This is a genomic window from Nocardioides sp. NPDC047086, from assembly GCF_040643685.1.
Lineage (GTDB): Bacteria > Actinomycetota > Actinomycetes > Propionibacteriales > Nocardioidaceae > Nocardioides.
Window position 1 is genome coordinate 49,111 of record NZ_JBEYUV010000033.1, and the last position, 16,301, is coordinate 65,411.

At 70.4% G+C, this 16,301-nt stretch carries 18 protein-coding genes; 10 read left to right on the top strand and 8 right to left on the bottom strand.

The window, feature by feature from the left end; genetic code table 11:
• Window positions 1–22 precede the first annotated feature (22 nt).
• The 3 genes from tatA to ABZ796_RS21280 are packed head-to-tail and all read left to right on the top strand — an operon-like array spanning window position 23 to window position 1,478.
• Window positions 23–214: a twin-arginine translocase TatA/TatE family subunit gene (gene tatA, locus ABZ796_RS21270; protein ID WP_357339556.1), complete on the top strand. Its 192-nt coding sequence runs from the start codon at window positions 23–25 to the stop codon at window positions 212–214.
• Complete coding sequence (tatC, locus tag ABZ796_RS21275) at window positions 211–999, top strand: twin-arginine translocase subunit TatC (protein WP_357339558.1); 789 nt, start codon at window positions 211–213, stop codon at window positions 997–999. The genes tatA and tatC overlap by 4 nt, the downstream gene beginning before the upstream one ends.
• The gene (locus tag ABZ796_RS21280) at window positions 987–1,478 is read left to right on the top strand and encodes a hypothetical protein (RefSeq protein ID WP_357339560.1); all 492 of its coding nucleotides are present in this window, start codon (window positions 987–989) and stop codon (window positions 1,476–1,478) included. Before tatC ends, ABZ796_RS21280 begins: the two co-directional genes overlap by 13 nt.
• Here ABZ796_RS21280 and ABZ796_RS21285 read toward each other — a convergent pair.
• Complete coding sequence (locus ABZ796_RS21285; protein ID WP_357339562.1) at window positions 1,471–3,012, bottom strand: AMP-binding protein; 1,542 nt, start codon at window positions 3,010–3,012, stop codon at window positions 1,471–1,473. The genes ABZ796_RS21280 and ABZ796_RS21285 overlap by 8 nt on opposite strands.
• Before the next feature lie 105 nt (window positions 3,013–3,117).
• Here ABZ796_RS21285 and ABZ796_RS21290 point away from each other — a divergent pair, with 105 nt between their 5' ends.
• Genes ABZ796_RS21290 through ABZ796_RS21300 form a run of 3 tightly spaced genes read left to right on the top strand, consistent with a single transcriptional unit; the run spans window position 3,118 to window position 5,490 of the window.
• Window positions 3,118–3,387 carry a hypothetical protein gene (locus tag ABZ796_RS21290; protein WP_357339563.1) on the top strand — a complete coding sequence of 90 codons (270 nt, stop codon included), beginning with the start codon at window positions 3,118–3,120 and terminating at the stop codon, window positions 3,385–3,387.
• Complete coding sequence (locus ABZ796_RS21295; protein ID WP_357339565.1) at window positions 3,374–4,840, top strand: HAMP domain-containing sensor histidine kinase; 1,467 nt, start codon at window positions 3,374–3,376, stop codon at window positions 4,838–4,840. Before ABZ796_RS21290 ends, ABZ796_RS21295 begins: the two co-directional genes overlap by 14 nt.
• Entirely contained in the window at window positions 4,825–5,490 is a 666-nt protein-coding gene (locus ABZ796_RS21300; RefSeq protein WP_357339567.1) for a response regulator transcription factor, read from the top strand. Before ABZ796_RS21295 ends, ABZ796_RS21300 begins: the two co-directional genes overlap by 16 nt.
• A gap of 4 nt (window positions 5,491–5,494) precedes the next feature.
• Here the strand turns inward: ABZ796_RS21300 and ABZ796_RS21305 are convergent, their stop codons facing one another.
• Window positions 5,495–6,367 carry a serine/threonine-protein kinase gene (locus ABZ796_RS21305; protein ID WP_357339569.1) on the bottom strand — a complete coding sequence of 291 codons (873 nt, stop codon included), beginning with the start codon at window positions 6,365–6,367 and terminating at the stop codon, window positions 5,495–5,497.
• A gap of 8 nt (window positions 6,368–6,375) precedes the next feature.
• A complete protein-coding gene (locus tag ABZ796_RS21310; RefSeq protein WP_357339570.1) occupies window positions 6,376–6,693 on the bottom strand; it encodes a hypothetical protein in 318 nt (105 codons plus the stop codon).
• A 150-nt stretch (window positions 6,694–6,843) separates the two neighbouring features.
• Here ABZ796_RS21310 and ABZ796_RS21315 point away from each other — a divergent pair, with 150 nt between their 5' ends.
• On the top strand, window positions 6,844–7,278 hold the full coding sequence (locus ABZ796_RS21315) for a hypothetical protein (RefSeq protein ID WP_357339572.1): 435 nt from the start codon (window positions 6,844–6,846) through the stop codon (window positions 7,276–7,278).
• Window positions 7,279–7,321: 43 nt separating this feature from the next.
• Window positions 7,322–8,404, top strand: a complete 1,083-nt coding sequence (locus ABZ796_RS21320) for a Vms1/Ankzf1 family peptidyl-tRNA hydrolase (RefSeq protein ID WP_357339574.1) — start codon at window positions 7,322–7,324, stop codon at window positions 8,402–8,404.
• Window positions 8,405–8,425: 21 nt separating this feature from the next.
• On the opposite strand, the gene ABZ796_RS21325 is transcribed toward ABZ796_RS21320, so the two are convergent.
• On the bottom strand, window positions 8,426–8,554 hold the full coding sequence (locus tag ABZ796_RS21325) for a hypothetical protein (protein ID WP_357339575.1): 129 nt from the start codon (window positions 8,552–8,554) through the stop codon (window positions 8,426–8,428).
• Between the two features lie 176 nt (window positions 8,555–8,730).
• On the opposite strand from ABZ796_RS21325, the gene ABZ796_RS21330 reads away from it, so the two are divergent.
• Window positions 8,731–9,141: a hypothetical protein gene (locus tag ABZ796_RS21330; RefSeq protein ID WP_357339577.1), complete on the top strand. Its 411-nt coding sequence runs from the start codon at window positions 8,731–8,733 to the stop codon at window positions 9,139–9,141.
• Window positions 9,142–9,330: 189 nt separating this feature from the next.
• On the opposite strand, the gene ABZ796_RS21335 is transcribed toward ABZ796_RS21330, so the two are convergent.
• From ABZ796_RS21335 to ABZ796_RS21350, 4 genes are all read right to left on the bottom strand, one after another.
• Window positions 9,331–10,263: a lysophospholipid acyltransferase family protein gene (locus ABZ796_RS21335; RefSeq protein ID WP_357339579.1), complete on the bottom strand. Its 933-nt coding sequence runs from the start codon at window positions 10,261–10,263 to the stop codon at window positions 9,331–9,333.
• 193 nt (window positions 10,264–10,456) lie between these two features.
• A complete protein-coding gene (locus ABZ796_RS21340) occupies window positions 10,457–12,037 on the bottom strand; it encodes a lactate racemase domain-containing protein (protein WP_357339581.1) in 1,581 nt (526 codons plus the stop codon).
• Window positions 12,038–12,052: 15 nt separating this feature from the next.
• Complete coding sequence (locus ABZ796_RS21345) at window positions 12,053–13,243, bottom strand: zinc-binding dehydrogenase (RefSeq protein WP_357339583.1); 1,191 nt, start codon at window positions 13,241–13,243, stop codon at window positions 12,053–12,055.
• A gap of 10 nt (window positions 13,244–13,253) precedes the next feature.
• Window positions 13,254–15,539 carry an HAD-IB family hydrolase gene (locus ABZ796_RS21350; RefSeq protein WP_357339585.1) on the bottom strand — a complete coding sequence of 762 codons (2,286 nt, stop codon included), beginning with the start codon at window positions 15,537–15,539 and terminating at the stop codon, window positions 13,254–13,256.
• 96 nt (window positions 15,540–15,635) lie between these two features.
• Here ABZ796_RS21350 and ABZ796_RS21355 point away from each other — a divergent pair, with 96 nt between their 5' ends.
• Window positions 15,636–16,133, top strand: coding sequence for a hypothetical protein (locus ABZ796_RS21355; protein ID WP_357339586.1), 498 nt, complete (start codon window positions 15,636–15,638; stop codon window positions 16,131–16,133).
• The last annotated feature ends 168 nt before the right edge of the window (window positions 16,134–16,301 follow it).

The following is a 16,301-nucleotide window of genomic DNA, read 5'->3' on the forward strand; positions in this document are numbered from 1 at the left end:
CTACCCCTCTAGGAGCATCATCATGTTGCAGAACCTCACGGGCTGGCACGCCCTCGTCATCCTCGCCATCATCCTGCTCGTCTTCGGCTCGGCGAAGCTGCCGGCACTCGCCCGCAGCGTCGGCCAGTCCGTACGCATCCTCAAGGACGAGGCCCACGACGCCGAGGCGCAGCCCGCCACCGTCGAGGCCGTGGCCGACCGCAGGGCCTCATGACCACCGCCACCGTCGCACCGGTCACCCCGGCCCCGCAGACCGCGAAGGGGACCATGCCGGTCGCCGGCCATCTGCGCGAGGCGAGCAGGCGTGGGATCCGTGCGGCGGTGGCGCTCCTCATCGGCGTGGTCGTCGGCTTCTGGGCCTCCGACCAGATCCTGGAGGTCCTGCGGTCCCCGATCGAGCAGATCGCGCAGTCCCAGGACGCCAGCCTCAACTACGACACCGTCACCGGTGCCTTCGACCTCAAGCTCAAGATCGCGCTCTTCACCGGCGTCATCCTGTCCAGCCCGGTGTGGCTGGCCGAGCTCTTCGCGTACGTCACCCCCGGACTGACCCGACGCGAACGGAGGTACACCTTCGGGTTCCTGGCGGCCGCGATCCCGTTGTTCGCCGCCGGCTGCGCGTTCGGCTTCCTGCTCTTCCCGCACATGGTCGAGATGCTCGCCGGGTTCTCCTCGACCGAGGAGAGCACCATCCTCAACGCCGGCTACTACGTCGACTTCGTGATGAAGATGGTCCTCGCCATCGGGGTCGCGTTCGTGCTCCCGGTCTTCGTGGTCGTGCTCAACCTGCTCGGCCTGCTGTCCTCGCGCACCCTGCGGCGCAGCTGGCGCGCCATCGTGGTCGTCATCGTCCTGTTCAGCGCGCTGGTGACACCGGCCGCCGACGTACTGTCGATGTTCCTCGTCGCCGCGCCGATGTCGGCCCTCTTCGCCGCCGCCGTCCTCATCACCCACCTCCACGACCGCCAACTCGAAAGGAGACAGCCGTGTTCGGTCTGAGCGTCGAGAAGCTGTTCCTGGTCGCGATCGTCGCCGGCCTCGTGATCGGCCCCCAACGACTCCCGCTCTACACCCACCGCCTCGCCGAGCTGATCCGCTCCTTCCGGAACGTCAACGACTCCTCGAGGGCCCGGGAGGAGCTGGAAGCCCTGGACGTACGCCACTACGACCCGCGCAGCATCATCCGCGAAGCGCTCGCCGACTCACCCCGTGCCGCGGCAGAGGTGGGGGCCGCCGACGACGGCGCCGAGGAGCGAGCACGCATCGTGGCCGAGCAGGCCAGCCGCGTACGTCCGGGGCAGAAGTACCTCGTCACCGGCGGCTCCGCCCATCCTCGCCGGATCCTGATCGCGTCGCTTCCGGAGGACGACCCCCGCCGCCTCGCCGCGTACGTCCCACCTCCGGCCGCCGACGACGAGACCGAGCTGCTCCTCGAGGAGGTCAACCAGCTCCTCGAGGAGCCCGTCCGGGCTAGTTGACCTTGCGGTCGCGGTCGCCCCAGTAGGGCTCGCGGAGCTTGAACTTCTGCAGCTTGCCGGTGGCCGTGCGGGCGAGGGAGTCGCGGAACTCGACGACCGTGGGCGCCTTGTAGCCTGCGGCTCGTTCCTTGCACCAGGCGATCAGCTCCTCCTGGGTCGCCTGCGCACCCTCCGCGAGGACGACGAGGGCCAGGATGGTCTCGCCCCACTTCTCACTCGGGATGCCGATGACGGCGACCTCGGACACCGCGGGGTGCAGGAAGAGGACGTCCTCGACCTCGGCGCTCGAGACGTTCTCGCCGCCGGTGATGATCACGTCCTTGATGCGGTCGGAGATGGTGAGGTAGCCGTCGTCGCCGAGGCTGCCGCCGTCACCGGTGTGGAACCAGCCCTCGGCCAGCGCCTTCTCGGTCTCCTCCGGCTTCTCCCAGTAGCCCTCGAGCACCACGTTGGACCGGGCCAGGACCTCCTTGTCGGGCGAGATGTCGAGGCTCACCCCGATCGCAGGCGCGCCGGCGCGGGTCAGCTTCGCGGCCCGCTCCATCGGGTCGAGGTCGTCCCACTCGGCGCGGGTGCGGTTGATGGTCAGCAGCGGCGAGGTCTCGGTGAGGCCGTAGATCTGGATGAACTCCCAGCCGAGCTCCTCCTGGACGCGGACGACCGTCTTGGTGGGCGGCGGCGCACCGGCCATGATGATCCGCACCTTGTCCCGTCCGGGGATCTCACCCTCGGTGGCCTGCCACTGCGGCAGCGCGTCGAGCACGGCGGCGGCCACCGCGGGGGCGGCGCACATGTAGGTGACGCCGTGGTCGCGTACGCGGCGCAGGATCTCCATGCCGTCGACCTTGCGCAGCACCACGTGCTTGATGCCGAGGCCGGTCGCCGCGAACGGCATCCCCCAGCCGTTCGCGTGGAACATCGGCAGCGTGTGCAGGTAGACGTCGCGGTCGGTGCAACCCGCGTGCAGCGCGAAGGTCATCGCGTTGGTCCAGATGTTGCGGTGGGTGATCTGCACACCCTTGGGCCGGGCGGTGGTGCCGGAGGTGTAGTTGATCGCCGCGGTCGCGTTCTCGTCCGGCTCCCACGGCTGCGGCTCGGCTCCCTCCGCGGCGTAGAGGTTGGCGTCGTCGCCGAGCACGAAACGATGCTTCGCGGTCACGTCCTTCAGCGCCTCGTCGACCTCCGGGTCGACCCAGAGCACCGAGGCTCCGGACTGCTCCACGATGTAGGAGACCTCGTCGGGACGGAGGCGGAAGTTGACGGGCACCAAGATACGGCCATAGCCGGAGACGCCGTAGAACGCGGTCATCAGTCGCGCGGAGTTGTGGGAGACGATGGCGACCCGCTCCCCCACCCCGATGCCGAGCTCGTCCAGCTTCGCGGCCATCCGCTTGGCGAGCGACTTCATCTCGGCGTACGTCACCTCCCCGAGGGAGGGCGCCGGCTGATCGGGCTCGTCGACGATGCCCACCCGCTCGCCATAGACGGATGCGGCACGGTCGATGAAGTCGTTGACGCTGAACGGGACGAACACGGGCGTTACCTCCAGGTGCAAGTGGTGACCCGGATCACTGTATCCATGAGAGGTCTCTCATGGACCCCCCACATCGGAGGGGTGGTCGGGCACTATCGGAGGGTCATGTCGCGCACCCTGAAACTCATCCTGCCGCTGGTCGCCCTGGTGGCGGTCGGCGTCTACCTGGCCGGCTCCTTCGCGGGAGCCTCCGAGAACGACCCGCCGCCGCGCGGGCCCGTCGTGCTGCCCTCGCAGTCGGCCTCACCGTCCTCGCCGAGCACCGGATCGTCCCCGAGCACGGATCCCTCGGGTGTCCCGGTCGTCACCCCTGGTCCCGTCGACGATGATGATGACGACGACGATGACCACGACGACCGCCATGACGACGACTGACCCTCAGCCGCCCGGGACCACACCGCCACCGCCGCGCCGGGGGCTGTCCGTACGCGCCCGGATCACCGCCTCGGTCGCGCTCCTGGTCACCCTCGCCCTGGCCGGGGCCGGCCTCATCGTCTATGCCGTCGAGCTCGGCCGCGTCGATGCCGCGACCACACGCGAGATGGAGCAGGAGCTCGACGAGTTCTCCAGGCTGCGCACCGAGGGCATCGACCCCGAGACCAGGGCGCCGTACGACGTGGAGGGCCTGCTGCTCACGTTCCTGCGCCGTAACGTCCCCGACGACGACGAGCTCCTCGTCGCCTGGGTGGACGGCCGGCCGCGCGCACAGTTCCCCGAGGACCCGCTGGTCACCTCCGCCCGGTTCGGCAACGCCGTCCGCGACCTGGCCGTCCGCGGCGGGACGACCTATCTCGACACCGCCGAGGGCGAGGTACGCATCACCAGCCAGCCGGTGCGGCAGGACACCGCCACGGGCACCACCGAGGGTGCCCTCCTGGTCGTCTCCTACCTCGACGAGGACCGTGCCGAGCTGCGCAGCACGATGCGCACCTACACGATCGTGGCCGGCCTCCTCGCCCTGCTCGTCACCCTGGTCGCGGCCTGGCAGTCCGGGCGGCTGCTGGCCCCGCTGACCAGGTTGCGACAGGCCACCGGCGCGGTCAGCGCCACCGACCTCTCCGCCCGGCTGCCCGAGTCCGGCAACGACGACATCTCCGCGCTGACCAGGAACTTCAACGACATGCTGGCCCGCCTGGAGCAGGCGTTCACCGACCAGCGCCAGTTCCTCGACGACGCCGGTCACGAGCTGCGTACGCCGCTGACGATCATCGGCGGCCACCTCGAGCTCCTCGACGAGTCCGACCCGGCCGAGGTTGAGCAGACCCGGCGGCTGGCGCTCGACGAGGTCGACCGGATGAGCCGTCTGGTCGGCGACCTGATCCTGCTGGCCAAGCACGACCGGCCCGACTTCCTCACCCTGGAGGAGGTCGACGTCGACACGCTCACCGAGGACATCCTCGCCAAGGCCAGCGCCCTGGCCGAGCGCGACTGGCATCTCGACGAGGCCACGCCCGGCACCTGGCGCCTGGACCCGCAGCGCGTCACCCAGGCGATGCTGCAGCTGTGCGACAACGCCGCCGGCCACACCGCGCCCGGAGACCGGATCGCGATCGGCTCCGCGACCGTCGACGGCACCCTGCGGCTGTGGGTGCGCGACACCGGGCCGGGCGTACCCGCCGAGGACCGGGACCGGATCTTCGAGCGGTTCGCCCGCGGCGCCGAGACCGGCTCGGGCGACCGCCCGGGGCTCGGTCTCGGGCTCGCCATCGTCTCCGCCATCGCCACCGCCCACGGCGGCACCGTGACCGTCGAGGACGCTCGACCCGGCGCCCGCTTCACGATCACCCTGCCCGCACGCACCGAAGGAGAGGCATGGCCCGCATCCTGATCGTCGAGGACGAGGACCGCATCGCGGCCTTCCTCGCCAAGGGCCTGAGCGCCGACGGCCACCAGGTCAGCACCGTGGCCGACGGGCTCGAGGGCCTCGAGGAGGCGCTCAGCGGTGCCTTCGACCTGATGGTGCTCGACATCGGGCTGCCGACCATCGACGGCTTCGAGGTGCTCGACCAGCTGCGCGCCCAGGGCTCCCGGATGCCGGTGGTCGTGCTGACCGCCCGCGACTCGGTGCACGACACCGTCTCCGCGCTCGAGGGCGGCGCCGACGACTACCTGGCCAAACCGTTCCGCTTCGCCGAGCTGCGGGCGCGGATCAACGTACGCCTGCGGCAGCAGGACCGCACCGACGCCGAGGTGGGCGAGCTCCGCTCCGGTTCGGTGGGCCTGGACCTGCGTACGCGGCGGCTGCAGGTCGACGGGCGCGAGACCGACCTCTCGGCGCGGGAGTTCGCGCTGGCTGAGGTGCTGCTGCGGCATCCGGGGCAGGTGCTCTCCCGGGCCCAGCTGCTCGACCTGGCCTGGGGCATGGACTTCGACCCGGGCTCCAACGTCGTCGACGTCTACGTCGGCTACCTGCGCAAGAAGCTGGGCTCGGCCCGGGTCGAGACCGTCCGTGGGATGGGCTACCGCTTCCAGCCCTGAGACATCAGCCGATCCGCAGGCCGCCCAGCGAGGCGCGCGGGAGTCGCTCCACGGCGGGCGAGACGGTCTCGGCGATCTCGGCCGGGGCCGGGCGGTCTCCGGCGTCCGGGGCGAGGCACGCCTCGATGACCTTGACGATCTCGGGCGGCGTACGTCTGGGGAGGGCGCCGGGGCGGGAGACGAGCTGCGGGTAGCGCTCGGTGCGGTCCGCGGCCGACGGGTCGCCGTGCGCGAAGGGCCGTTCGCCGGTGACGGCGTGGAAGAGGGTCGCGCCCAGGGCCCAGACGTCGCTGGCCGGGCCGACCTCGCCGCGTTCACCGGGCAGGCACTGCTCGGGCGCCATGTACGCGTCGGTGCCGATCTCGTGGCGCAGCGCGGCGGCCTCGGCGGTCGGCCGGGCCACGGAGAGGTCGATCAGCCGGGCCGGTGAGCCCATGATCAGGTTGCTCGGCTTGAGGTCGAGATGCACCCAGCCGGAGCGGCGCAGGTAGTGCAGCACCGAGGCCAGGTCGATCGCCAGCGGCAGGTACTGCTGCTCGGGCAGGCGCCCGTGGCGACGGATCAGCGTCGAGAGCCGGGGGCCCTCGACGTGCTCCATCACGACGTAGGGCCGCTCGCCGTGGAGGTCCTCGCGCAGGCCGCGGACGAGGACGGGGTGCCTCAGGTTCGTCAGCGCGTCGGTCTCGCGCCGCAGCGCGTTGCGGCTGGTCTCGCTGCCGACCAGCCCCGGTCGCAGCACCTTGGCTACGACCGGACCGTAGGTGACGTCGTCGAAGGCCAGGAAGGCCTCGTACGACGAGCCGCCCCCGAGCAGCCGCATCGCGGTCAGCTCGGGGGTGATCGCGTCACCCTGGACCAGGCCCCAGGTGTCTGTCATCTCTCGACTCAGCCCTGGGTCCGGTCGTTGGTGTTGTCGCGGGTGTTGTCCCGCGTGTTGTCCTTGGTGTTGTCGCGGGTGTTGTCCTTGGTCGCCCGGGTCACGCCGGTGCCGTTGGTCACGGTGTCGTTGCCGGCGGCGTCGCGGGTGACGTCGTCGGCGTCGTTGTCGTCGTCATCGTCCACGGTGGTCACCTGGGTGTTGGACTTCTCCTCACGCTTGGCATAGCCGTCACCATCGACGGCGGCAGCGCTCTGGTAGGTGAACACGCCGGCCGCGACCACGCCGACGAGGCCGGTGCCGAGGATCATCGGAAGCTTCTTCATGATTCGTCCCTTCAGGTTCTGCACCGGGTGTTCCCGGCGCCATGCAAGAACCATCTCGACCCGCGGTGAGGTGATCGTGAGACGACCATGAGAGCTCTCTCATCCGCGAGCCGGTTCGGGTCCTGGGGCCGCTGGTGGTAGGAACGTCCCGTGCAAAGCAGCGAGTGGCGCGAGATCGCGCTCAAGGTCGGTGTCCTGGTGCTGGTCGGGGTGCTGATCTCGGTGGCCGGGTACGGCTACTCGCGCTCACGCTTCCGCGAGCACGCCACCGACCAGGCCGAGACGGCCGCCAGCCGGTTCGCGCGGACGACGAGCTGGACCACGGTCGAGGCCGAGCCGGAGCTGGTGGCCCAGTGGGCCCGGGCCTGCCCCTCGGTCCAGACCCCGCCCACCGAGAAGGCCGCCGACGCCCGCGGCCACCTGGAGAAGGTACGCATCACCTCCACCGACCTCACCGAGACCGGCGCGAGCGTGGAGCTGACCCCCGATGGCGGCCGGTCGGTCTTCACCCTCGTCGTCACCCGCTCCGGCGAGGGCAAGGACGAGGAGTGGCACGTCACCGAGGTGACCTGCGAAGCCGGTTGAGCCGGACCGTGTGACAGCCCCCGTAGGTGGGTACCACACCGGTATGGACACCGCTGGATTCACCAACCTGTTGACCCGCCCAGGGCCGTACGCCACCGTGCTGGCCGATGTCAGCCAGGACTCGGAGAACGCGGCCCACGCCAAGGAGCTGCGCGTCCGAGCCGCCTGCGAGGAGCTCTCCGCGCAGGGCGCACCACCGGATGTGGTGGCACAGGTCTCCGACCGGCTGGACGTGAACGTACGCCAGCCGGCGCCCGTGGCCCGCGTCGTCGTCGCGACCCCCGACGGGGTCGCCTACGACCAGGTGGCCGTCGCCGAGGTGCCGAACCCGGTCGCGACCTGGGACGCGCTGCCCGACCTCGGCTCCTGGATCGCCGCACGCGAGGCCTCGATGCCGTTCGTGCTGGTCCTGGCCGACCACACCGGCGGCGACATCTCGCTGTGGGACTCCGGTCTTCCGAACCCCACGAGCAGGACCACCGTGGCGGGCGACGAGCTCGAGCACGTCCACAAGGTCCAGGACAACGTGGGCTGGGCGGCCTTCCGCATGCAGCAGACCACCGGCAACGTCTGGCGCCACAACGCCGACAAGGTCGCCGGGGAGGTGACCAGGCTGGTCCGCGACCACGGTCATGAGCTCGTGCTCGTCGGCGGTGACCCGACCACGGTGGGCAGGCTTCGCGACGACCTCGCCGGCCTCTCCACCGAGGTGGTCGAGCTGGCGAGCGGGCAGCGCGCCGAGGACGGCGGCGACCAGGCTCGCGACGACGCGATCCGCAGCGCCCTTCTCGATCAGGTCGTACGCCGCCGCACGGCCCTGGTCGGGCGCCTCGAGGAGGCCTGGGGCCGGGGCGAACGCGCGGCCACCGGTGTACGCGACGTCGCCGACGCCTTCGTGACCGGTCGCGTCGAGACCCTGCTGGTCGACCCCGGCGCACTGGCCGGGCACACCCTCGACCCGGCGGATCACCCCGGACTCACCTTCGGCGAGGCCCCGGTCTCCGGGCCGGTCGAGGCCGGCGAGGCGCTCATCGCCGCCGCGGTCCTCACCGACGCGGAGGTGTGCGTCCTGCCCGCCAGCGTGCTCGGCGACGCCCCGGTGGCCGCGCTGCTGCGCTGGGCCTGACCCGCCTCAGCGGCCCGGGGTTCAGCGGCGCCAGGCCCTGATCCGGTCCGGCTCGGGGTCGGGTGACTCCGTGGCCGCCCAGACCTTGCGCCACTCGGCGATCTCCTCACCGGCCGGGTCGGGCGTACGCGACTCCGCGGCGCGGCGCATCGAGGCGTACCAGTCGGTGGCGTCCGGTTGTCAATGACCGGATGGCGTCGATATTCTCATCCCAGCCAGTTCGCAGTTCAGGCGGGTAATCGTCATTCTCGGAAGGACTGGGGTTCGGATTATGACGTCCTTCCCGCGGAAGGACTCGGTGTACTGCCAGGGCAAGGGTTTCTGACGTGGTGGATCCTTCGGAACACATCGGCGCGGCAGACTCCTCCGTGGCAGCTGAGGGCACCCTGTGGGCCGAGTTTCTGGACCTTCTGCAGCGGTACGGAACGGTGGAACGACACACTCAGCGGGGGCTCGTGTTCAGCTCCTCGGGAGAGGAGTCGACACGAGAGTTCGTGGTCACTTCATCGGACTTGCGCTCGGTCTTCGTGAAGGATCTCGCGCGCGCGGTTGCCCGGGGAGAGTCGATCCGCAAGGTTGATCGGCTGCCGGACTGGTTCACCGACCAGATCATAGAGTTCATCGGTTCGGTTGAGGAACCATACGAGGATCCGTACGTAGTCCTCACCTCGAACGGGAAGCCCGCGCCATCGCGGGACGGCGTCCGTCCTGATAATCGGTCACCATGGGGCAGGTAAGAGTTTCGGTCGATTGTTCGCAGGACGCGATGGGCCAGTTCACGAGTCGCGATCTGTAACCGGCCTCGTTCAGCCGGATCACTTATCCCGGCGCTGCGGTGGGCACATCCAGCTTGATCCCGGAGCTGGATCTGGGCGGTCAGCGCGGTACCGACCACTGGCCTGATCCCCGGCACGGCCGACGCCGGGTCAGCGGCGCCAGGCCCGGATCTTGTCAGGCTCGGGGTCGGGAGACTCCGTGGCCGCCCAGACCTTGCGCCACTCGGCGATCTCCTCCCCGGCCGGATCGGGCGTGCGCGACTCCGCGGCGCGGCGCAGCGAGGCGTACCAGTCGGTGGCGTCCTCATCGAGCAGCCTGGCCACCGCGCTCCGGATCCGGGGCGCGAACTCACGCATAGACTCACCCTCGGCCGGGCGCAGCGGTTCGCCGAAGCGTACGGTCAGCTGGCGGCGGCCCCCGGCCTTGTCCTTGCCGGGCCAGCTCACCCCGCGCGGCATCGCCGCGTAGGTGCCGCGGTGGGCGATCGGGACGACGGGGACGCCGTACTCGATGGCCAGATAGGCGGCGCCAGAGCGGAACCGGCCGACGGTGCCGTCCTTGGACCGGGTGCCCTCCGGGAAGACGACCAGGGACCAGCCGTCGGCGAGTACCTCACCGGGGGCGTTCGCGAGCGCGCCGCCGCGGCGGTCGATCGGCAGCGTGTTGAAGACCAGCGAGGAGCCCACCGCCCGCCACCAGGTGTCGAAGAAGTAGTCGGCCGCGGCCGCCACCGCCGTACGCCGCCGCCACTGGTCCGGAAGGCTCAGCAGGATCAGCGGGGTGTCCAGGTGGGAGGCGTGGTTGGCCACGAAGATCACCGGCCCGTCGAGCTTCTCGAGCACATCGAGGCCCTCGACCTGGGTCTTCACCTGCGAGCGGAACACCGCCTCCAGACCGGCCTGGGCGACCTCTCTGACCGCTCGCGCGGCCGGCTTGCGCGACCACTCGTTGTCGAAGACCGTCGTCGTCGCCGGCGGCACGAACGGCTCCGCCGACCGCGGCACCTGCGCCCGGTGTCCCCACCGCCAGCCCCGCTTCATGAGGCGTACGTCGCGGACCGTCTCTTTCCAGAAGCCACTCATCGCGCCGCCTCCCCCGCTGGTCGAGCGGCCCCCGCTGGTCGAGCCGGATTCGTGAGGAACGAACGAATCCGTGTCGAGACCAACACGGTCCCGTCCGCGCTCGAGTCGACTGTGTTGGTCATCTCGACAAGCTCGATACAACGCTCGACACGCCTCCGCCTAGCGGCTCCGGCGGCTCGACCGACGATGGCGCTCATCGCACGTCCGCCAGCAGGTGCGGAGGGTTGCGCAGGTAGGTGATCGACGGGGACGGCCCGACGGTCGAGGACGCCATCTCGAGCGCGTCCCGCAGGGTCGTGGCGCTCCGGAAGCCCATCCGCGCGGCGGCCTTCGGGTTGCCGCCCACCCAGATGACGTCGCCGAGGTGGTCGAGCGCGTGCGCGATCCAGTACCACATGTAGAACGGGTGGACGCCGTGGTAAGCGTTCGAGGTGCGGTAGAGGTGGACGTACCAGGGATCGGTGGCGAACTGCTCCTCGAACTTCGGCCCGATCAGCGCCGGGTCGGTGGTGTCGGCCAGCACCTCCTCGTAGAAGTCGACGTAGGAGGGGTGGGTGAGGGTGTTGAAGCCCTCGTCGAGCGGGTGGTAGAGGATCGCGACGCCGCCCTCGCGCACCACCGGCTGCCGCAGGTAGGAGTTGAAGTAGTAGCCCAGGCCCATGCAGGCGGCCAGGATCGGGTTCATGGTCGAGTTGACGTTGTAGGGCCCCAGGTAGGGCACCCCCATCACCATCACGTCCGACTGCCCCTCGACCTTGACCCGCTGCTGCTGGTGGACGCGCTGCACGGTGAGCTCGTGCACCGGCTCGACGGCGCCGGCGGTGATCCCGGTCAGCCCGTAGTTGGAGCGCAGGTCGTGGAACATCTTGTGGCGCATCTTCTGCGGCGCGACCGCCAGCCCGCGGCGCAGACCGAGCACCGTCGCCTGGTCCCGCAGCGACCATTCCCACTCGCGCTTGAGGAGCGTGTCGTAGGGGCGACCGAACACCTCGTTGTCGAGGGTCGTCTCGATCTGGAAGACCTTGACGTGCTCGCCGATCAGCCGGCCCATCCGCCAGGCCGAGGAGTGCATCTCGGAGTGCTTGTGGTCCATGAAGGAGCGCGAGTGCACCATCGTCTTGGCGTTGTGGTGGTGCTTGATCGACTTGTAGGAGGCCAGCCCGATGCCGACCGACTTGTGGCCGCCGTCCATCGCGACCAGGTTGACGTTGACGTAGATCAGCAGGTCGGAGGTGGCCGCCCGCTTGTTGATCTCGACGTCCTCGCCCTTGTCGGTGACACCCATGTGCTCGAGGTTGGCGCGGTCCTCGGCGTCGTGGTTGTAGAGCAGGCCCTGCGGCGCGAAGCTGCGGAAGACCCGCTCGCCGACGATGTGCTTCATCTCGGCGTCGGTCATCCGGCGGTGCAGGGCGAGCGCGGCGATGATCTCGACGTCGTCGACGCCCTTCTCGGCCGCGATCGTGAGCACCTGCTCGATGATCCGGCCCCGGATGTCGGGGGCTTTCATCGTGGGCAGCGGCAGGGAGAGGTCGTCGAAGGCGATCGTCAGCCGCATCCCCGGGAACATCAGCTCCCGCAGCGGCTCGGAGTCCACCGGGTTCTCCAGGGCCTCACGGATCGCCCCGTCGACATCCGGCACGGTCGGCAGCGACTCGGGCGGGTAGACCACCCGGGTGCCCTGCGGAAACTCCTCCAGCCGGAACCCGAGCCCCTCGTGGACGAGCAGGGGCGGCGTACGGTCGTCGACCTCCAGCACGAAACCTGGCCGTGTCATCGTGTCTCTCCTTCTTCAGGACGTACGTCTGGGGTCGAAGGCCACCTTGACGGTGCCGAGCCGACCGGCTGAGTGGGCATGGTCGAGGGCCTCGCGCCAGCGGTGGAGCGGGTAGGGCGCGACGGTCTTGGCGAGGCGGCACATGGCGTCGTGGCCCACCAGGTCCAGCGCGGTGGCGAAGTCACCGGAGCCACGCGAGGAGGCGTACGTCCCGACCACCTCGAGCTCCCGGAACCAGGCCGCGGACAGATCGGCGGAGGCGGGCATCCCGGAGAGCACCACCCGCCCGCCCGCGCGGGTGGCGTGCAGGCAGGTCTGCAGCGACTCCTTCGAGCCGACCGCGTCGATGGTCACGTCCACGCCGCCGAGGAGGTAGGGAGCCGAGAGCATCTCGGGTTCGAGCATGAAGGCGCTGGTCGCCCGGCGGATCCTCCGCAGTGTCTCGCTCGGGGCGACCACCTCGGTGGCGCCGAACTCCAGCGCCAGCTCACGCTGGTGGGCGTGCTTGGCGACGACCAGGATCTCGCCGGCGTCGGTGAGCTCGCGCAGGGCCAGGGTGGCCAGCAGCCCGACCGCCCCGGCACCCGAGACGAGCACCCGGTCACCGGGCTTGACCGCGGCCCTTCGCGCGGTGTGCACGGCGCAGGCGACCGGCTCGGCGAGCAGCGCCTGCTCGTCGGAGTAGCCCTCCGGCACCACGTGGAGCTGGGAGCGGTGCACCGAGAGCTGCTGGGACCAGCCGCCGCCGGTGTCGTGGCAGAACCCGGTCTGCAGCCCGGAGGAGATGTCGCCGACGGTGATCCGGGAGCACCGGTTGGTCTCGCCGCGCGCGCACGCCTCGCACGCCTCCAGCCCGCGTGCGGCGCAGGTCAGGACCGGGTCGACGACCACGCGGGTGCCGGCCGCCAGGTCGCCACAGGCGTCGAGCAGTTCGCCCACGATCTCGTGGCCGGGCACGAACGGCAGGCTGACCAGCGGCTGGAAGTAGAGGGAGGTCTTCCCCGACAGCATTCCCAGGTCGGACCCGCAGATGCCGGAGAGCGAGACCCGCAGCCGCGCCCACCCCTCGTGCTCGACCCTCGGCGGGTCGAGCGTCACCATCCGCAGCGGGGCCGCCGCCCCGGTCAGCAGCAGCGGCAGGTGTCGCCCGGCCACCTTCCCGACCGCCGTCTTGGCGACGCTGCGGTACATCTCGAGCGCAAGCATCAGTGCCTCCTCATCGGCGCAGCCCCACCGGGTCGAGGGTGCGGCTCGCATGTCCCGGGGACTCCCAGTCGACGATCGCCCAGTGTGACTTCTTGGCGTGCCGGTAGAGAGGTACGTCGGGCCGGACCGCCACCGGGTGACCGACCGCGGCCAGCAGCGGGAGGTCGGAGTGGGAGTCGGCGTAGGCGAAGCAGTCGGCCGGTGCGATGCCCTCGCGGCGCGACCATTCACGGACGAACGCGCCGCGCGACTCCCCGACCAGCGGCGAGGCGGCGAGGTGGCCGGTGCAGAAGCCACGGTCGTCGACGGCCAGGTCGGCCGCCTCGATGTGGTCGAACAGCGGCAGCAGCGGCCGGGTCAGCGGCCGGATCGCGCCGGTGACCAGCACCGTGACGTGCCCCCTCGCCCGGTGCTCGCGGATCCGCCGGACCGCGTCCGGGGCCAGCCGTCCGAGGATGTGCGTGGTCAGGTGCTCGTCGACGATCTGGTCGAGCTCGGAGAGCCGCGCGCCGGCGTACTCCTTGTAGACCGTACGCAGCAGCGAGCTGCGCTCGGCACGGTCGGCCCACACGTACTTGGGCACCTTGCCGGCCATCCGGGCGATCTCCGCGGCCTTCTGGGTGCCCGACAGCTCGCCGAGGCGCAGCCACAGGTAGGTCTCGATCACGTTGGAGGACATCAGGGTGCCGTCGAGGTCGAAGAAGGCCGCGACCCGCCCGTCCTTGAGCTGCGGGAGCCGACCCGGGACCGGCCTCTTCCGCAGCCTGCGCAGCTCATCGAGCTCACGGACCGGCTTGGTCACCGACGGCACGTGGATGTCGTGGAGGTATTCGTGCCAGTCGATCACGCCGGTGTCGAACGCGAAGGTCTCCTGGTCGGCCGGCGAGAGCGACCGATAGAGCGCGAGCGTGTTGGCGTCGACGAAGCGGAGGTCGGCCTGGGCGTACTCCTTGTAGAGGTCCAGGTAGCGCCGCAGGAACTGCAGCCGACGGCCCTGCCGGTCGAGATCGCGGGCCCAGCCGCGGGTGCGGTCGCTGCGCGGGGCCAGTCCGAGCAGCCGGTCGGCGACCTTGTGCACCTTCTCGCCGGTCGCCATCATCCGCTCGACCGAAGCCCCGCCCGGGAACGTCCACTCCGGGAGCCGCGCGGCACCGCGGTCACCGGCCGCGAACGGCTCCTTGGAGAAGTAGGCGCGCACGGTCTCGTAGAGCATCCCGAACGTCACCGGGTTGCGGTCGCCGGAGGCGAGATGGAAGTAGGCCTGGTCGCCGTGCTCCGGCGGGTGGGCCAGGCACGCCACGATCGCGGCCACGACGTGGTCGACGGGGACGATGTCGACGGGGGTGTCCGCGGCCGCCGGGAAGAGCGGCAGCTCGCCGCGCCCGTAGGCAAGAATCAGCGGCTCGGCCATCTTGAAGCCTTCGATCCAGCCCGGATAGGGGCGGGACACGGCCGACTCGATGATCGCGGGACGGAAGATCGTGACCCGGTTCCCTGCCGCGGCGTGGGCTTCGACGACCCGCTCCCCCAGCGCCTTCGTGAAGGTGTAGCAATCGGTCCAGCCCAGCGACCGCGCCCGCTCGGTGCCGAGGCGAACGAGCTCGTCCTTCACCCACTTCTTGCGCGCCTCCTCGGCGGCAGCGGCGGCCGTGATCAGGCCCGCGCGACCGTGCTCACGCTCGGCCTGCTTGCGCAGCCGGGAGATGACCTCGACGCCGCGCGAGCGCTCCTCGACGGCCGCCCGCTGCGCCAGCCCCCAGGCGAGCTCGGCCTCGATGTCGACGTCGTGGTCCACCGGGCCCTCGGGAATGTGCCCCCTTCGCCGCCCGGAGACGTACGCGGTCGAGACGTGCAGGTAGTGGATGTCCCGTCCCGTCTCTGCGACCCGCCTGAGCAGCTCGCGGACGCCGACGACGTTGGTGACGAAGCCTTCGTCGACCGGCGGGTCGAAGGAGACGTCGCCCGCCGAGTGCACGACGGCATCGAGGTCGTCCGGCAGCGCCGGCGGATCGGAGAGATCGCCCTCCACGACGTTCACCTGGGCGCCTGCGACGGACTCGAAGATCGGCTTGGCCAGCATCTTCGCGATCCGGTCCGCCCCCGGGGTCGATCCCTTGGGCCGGACCAGGACGCTGAGACGTACGTCCGGCACCTCGGTCAGTATCAGCTGCAGCAGCGCCTCCCCGACGAACCCGGTCACCCCCGTGAGCAGCACATGCTGTCCCGCGAGCCGCTCCCGAATGGAGGCCCGACTGTGGTCGTCGTGATGGGTTCCCTGCACCAGGTCAGAGGTCACGGGAGCGATTGTGCCCGGTCGAGGCAACCCCCGTGACTCCTTTTCCGGGCTCGACCTGAGAAACTGCGGGGAACCCCGAAAACCGAGGAGACGTACGTGTCGAGGAAGCTGCTGAGCATCGCGGCCGTCCTCTCCGCGACCGCTCTCGCCGGCTGCGGATCCGGGGAGCCCACCTCCAGCAGCCCCGGCCCGAGCCCCTCCACCTCCTCCCCCGTCGAAGCCTCCGGCCCCTGTCTCTTCGAACCCGGCCAGGTCGCCAACGCCATCCCCGGCACCTGGACGCACACCGCCGACGAGGACGTCTGCACCTACACCAGCGACCGCGGCGCGATCTTCGTGACGACCCTGGTCGACACCTCCGTCTCCGCCGGGCTCTCTGCCAGCCGGAAGGACTGCATCTCCTCTCCTGCTCCCGTCGAGATCGGATCCCGGGCGTTCGTATGCATCGAGTCGCACGATGACGGGGATCTTGTGGTCGGGAATGTTGCTGTGGGCAGTCGGCTGTGGTCTCTTGTCATCGTTCCTGACGAGGGTGTTCATGATGCTGAGCTCGGGGCCATGGGGCGGCTTGTCGAGATGGTTGCTGGCTCGTAGGTGCTGCTGGGCTCCCCTGGTCGAGCCGCTTCCCCCGCTGGTCGAGCCGCTTCCCCCGCTGGTCGAGCCCCTGTCCCCCGCTGGTCGAGCCCCTTTCCCCCGCTGGTCGAGCCCCTTTCCCCCGCTGGTCGAGCCGCTTCCCCTGCTGGTCGAGCCGCCGGAGCCGCT

Bases quoted from the DNA above. Each gene is read 5' to 3' on its own strand.
- ABZ796_RS21345 (WP_357339583.1), bottom strand. From the start codon at position 13,243: ATGCTTGCGCTCGAGATGTACCGCAGCGTCGCCAAGACGGCGGTCGGG.
- ABZ796_RS21295 (WP_357339565.1), top strand. From the start codon at position 3,374: ATGACGACGACTGACCCTCAGCCGCCCGGGACCACACCGCCACCGCCG.
- tatA (WP_357339556.1), top strand. From the start codon at position 23: ATGTTGCAGAACCTCACGGGCTGGCACGCCCTCGTCATCCTCGCCATC.
- ABZ796_RS21305 (WP_357339569.1), bottom strand. From the start codon at position 6,367: ATGACAGACACCTGGGGCCTGGTCCAGGGTGACGCGATCACCCCCGAG.
- ABZ796_RS21320 (WP_357339574.1), top strand. From the start codon at position 7,322: ATGGACACCGCTGGATTCACCAACCTGTTGACCCGCCCAGGGCCGTAC.
- ABZ796_RS21310 (WP_357339570.1), bottom strand. From the start codon at position 6,693: ATGAAGAAGCTTCCGATGATCCTCGGCACCGGCCTCGTCGGCGTGGTC.
- ABZ796_RS21290 (WP_357339563.1), top strand. From the start codon at position 3,118: ATGTCGCGCACCCTGAAACTCATCCTGCCGCTGGTCGCCCTGGTGGCG.
- ABZ796_RS21335 (WP_357339579.1), bottom strand. From the start codon at position 10,263: ATGAGTGGCTTCTGGAAAGAGACGGTCCGCGACGTACGCCTCATGAAG.
- tatC (WP_357339558.1), top strand. From the start codon at position 211: ATGACCACCGCCACCGTCGCACCGGTCACCCCGGCCCCGCAGACCGCG.
- ABZ796_RS21340 (WP_357339581.1), bottom strand. From the start codon at position 12,037: ATGACACGGCCAGGTTTCGTGCTGGAGGTCGACGACCGTACGCCGCCC.
- ABZ796_RS21325 (WP_357339575.1), bottom strand. From the start codon at position 8,554: ATGCGCCGCGCCGCGGAGTCGCGTACGCCCGACCCGGCCGGTGAGGAG.
- ABZ796_RS21300 (WP_357339567.1), top strand. From the start codon at position 4,825: ATGGCCCGCATCCTGATCGTCGAGGACGAGGACCGCATCGCGGCCTTC.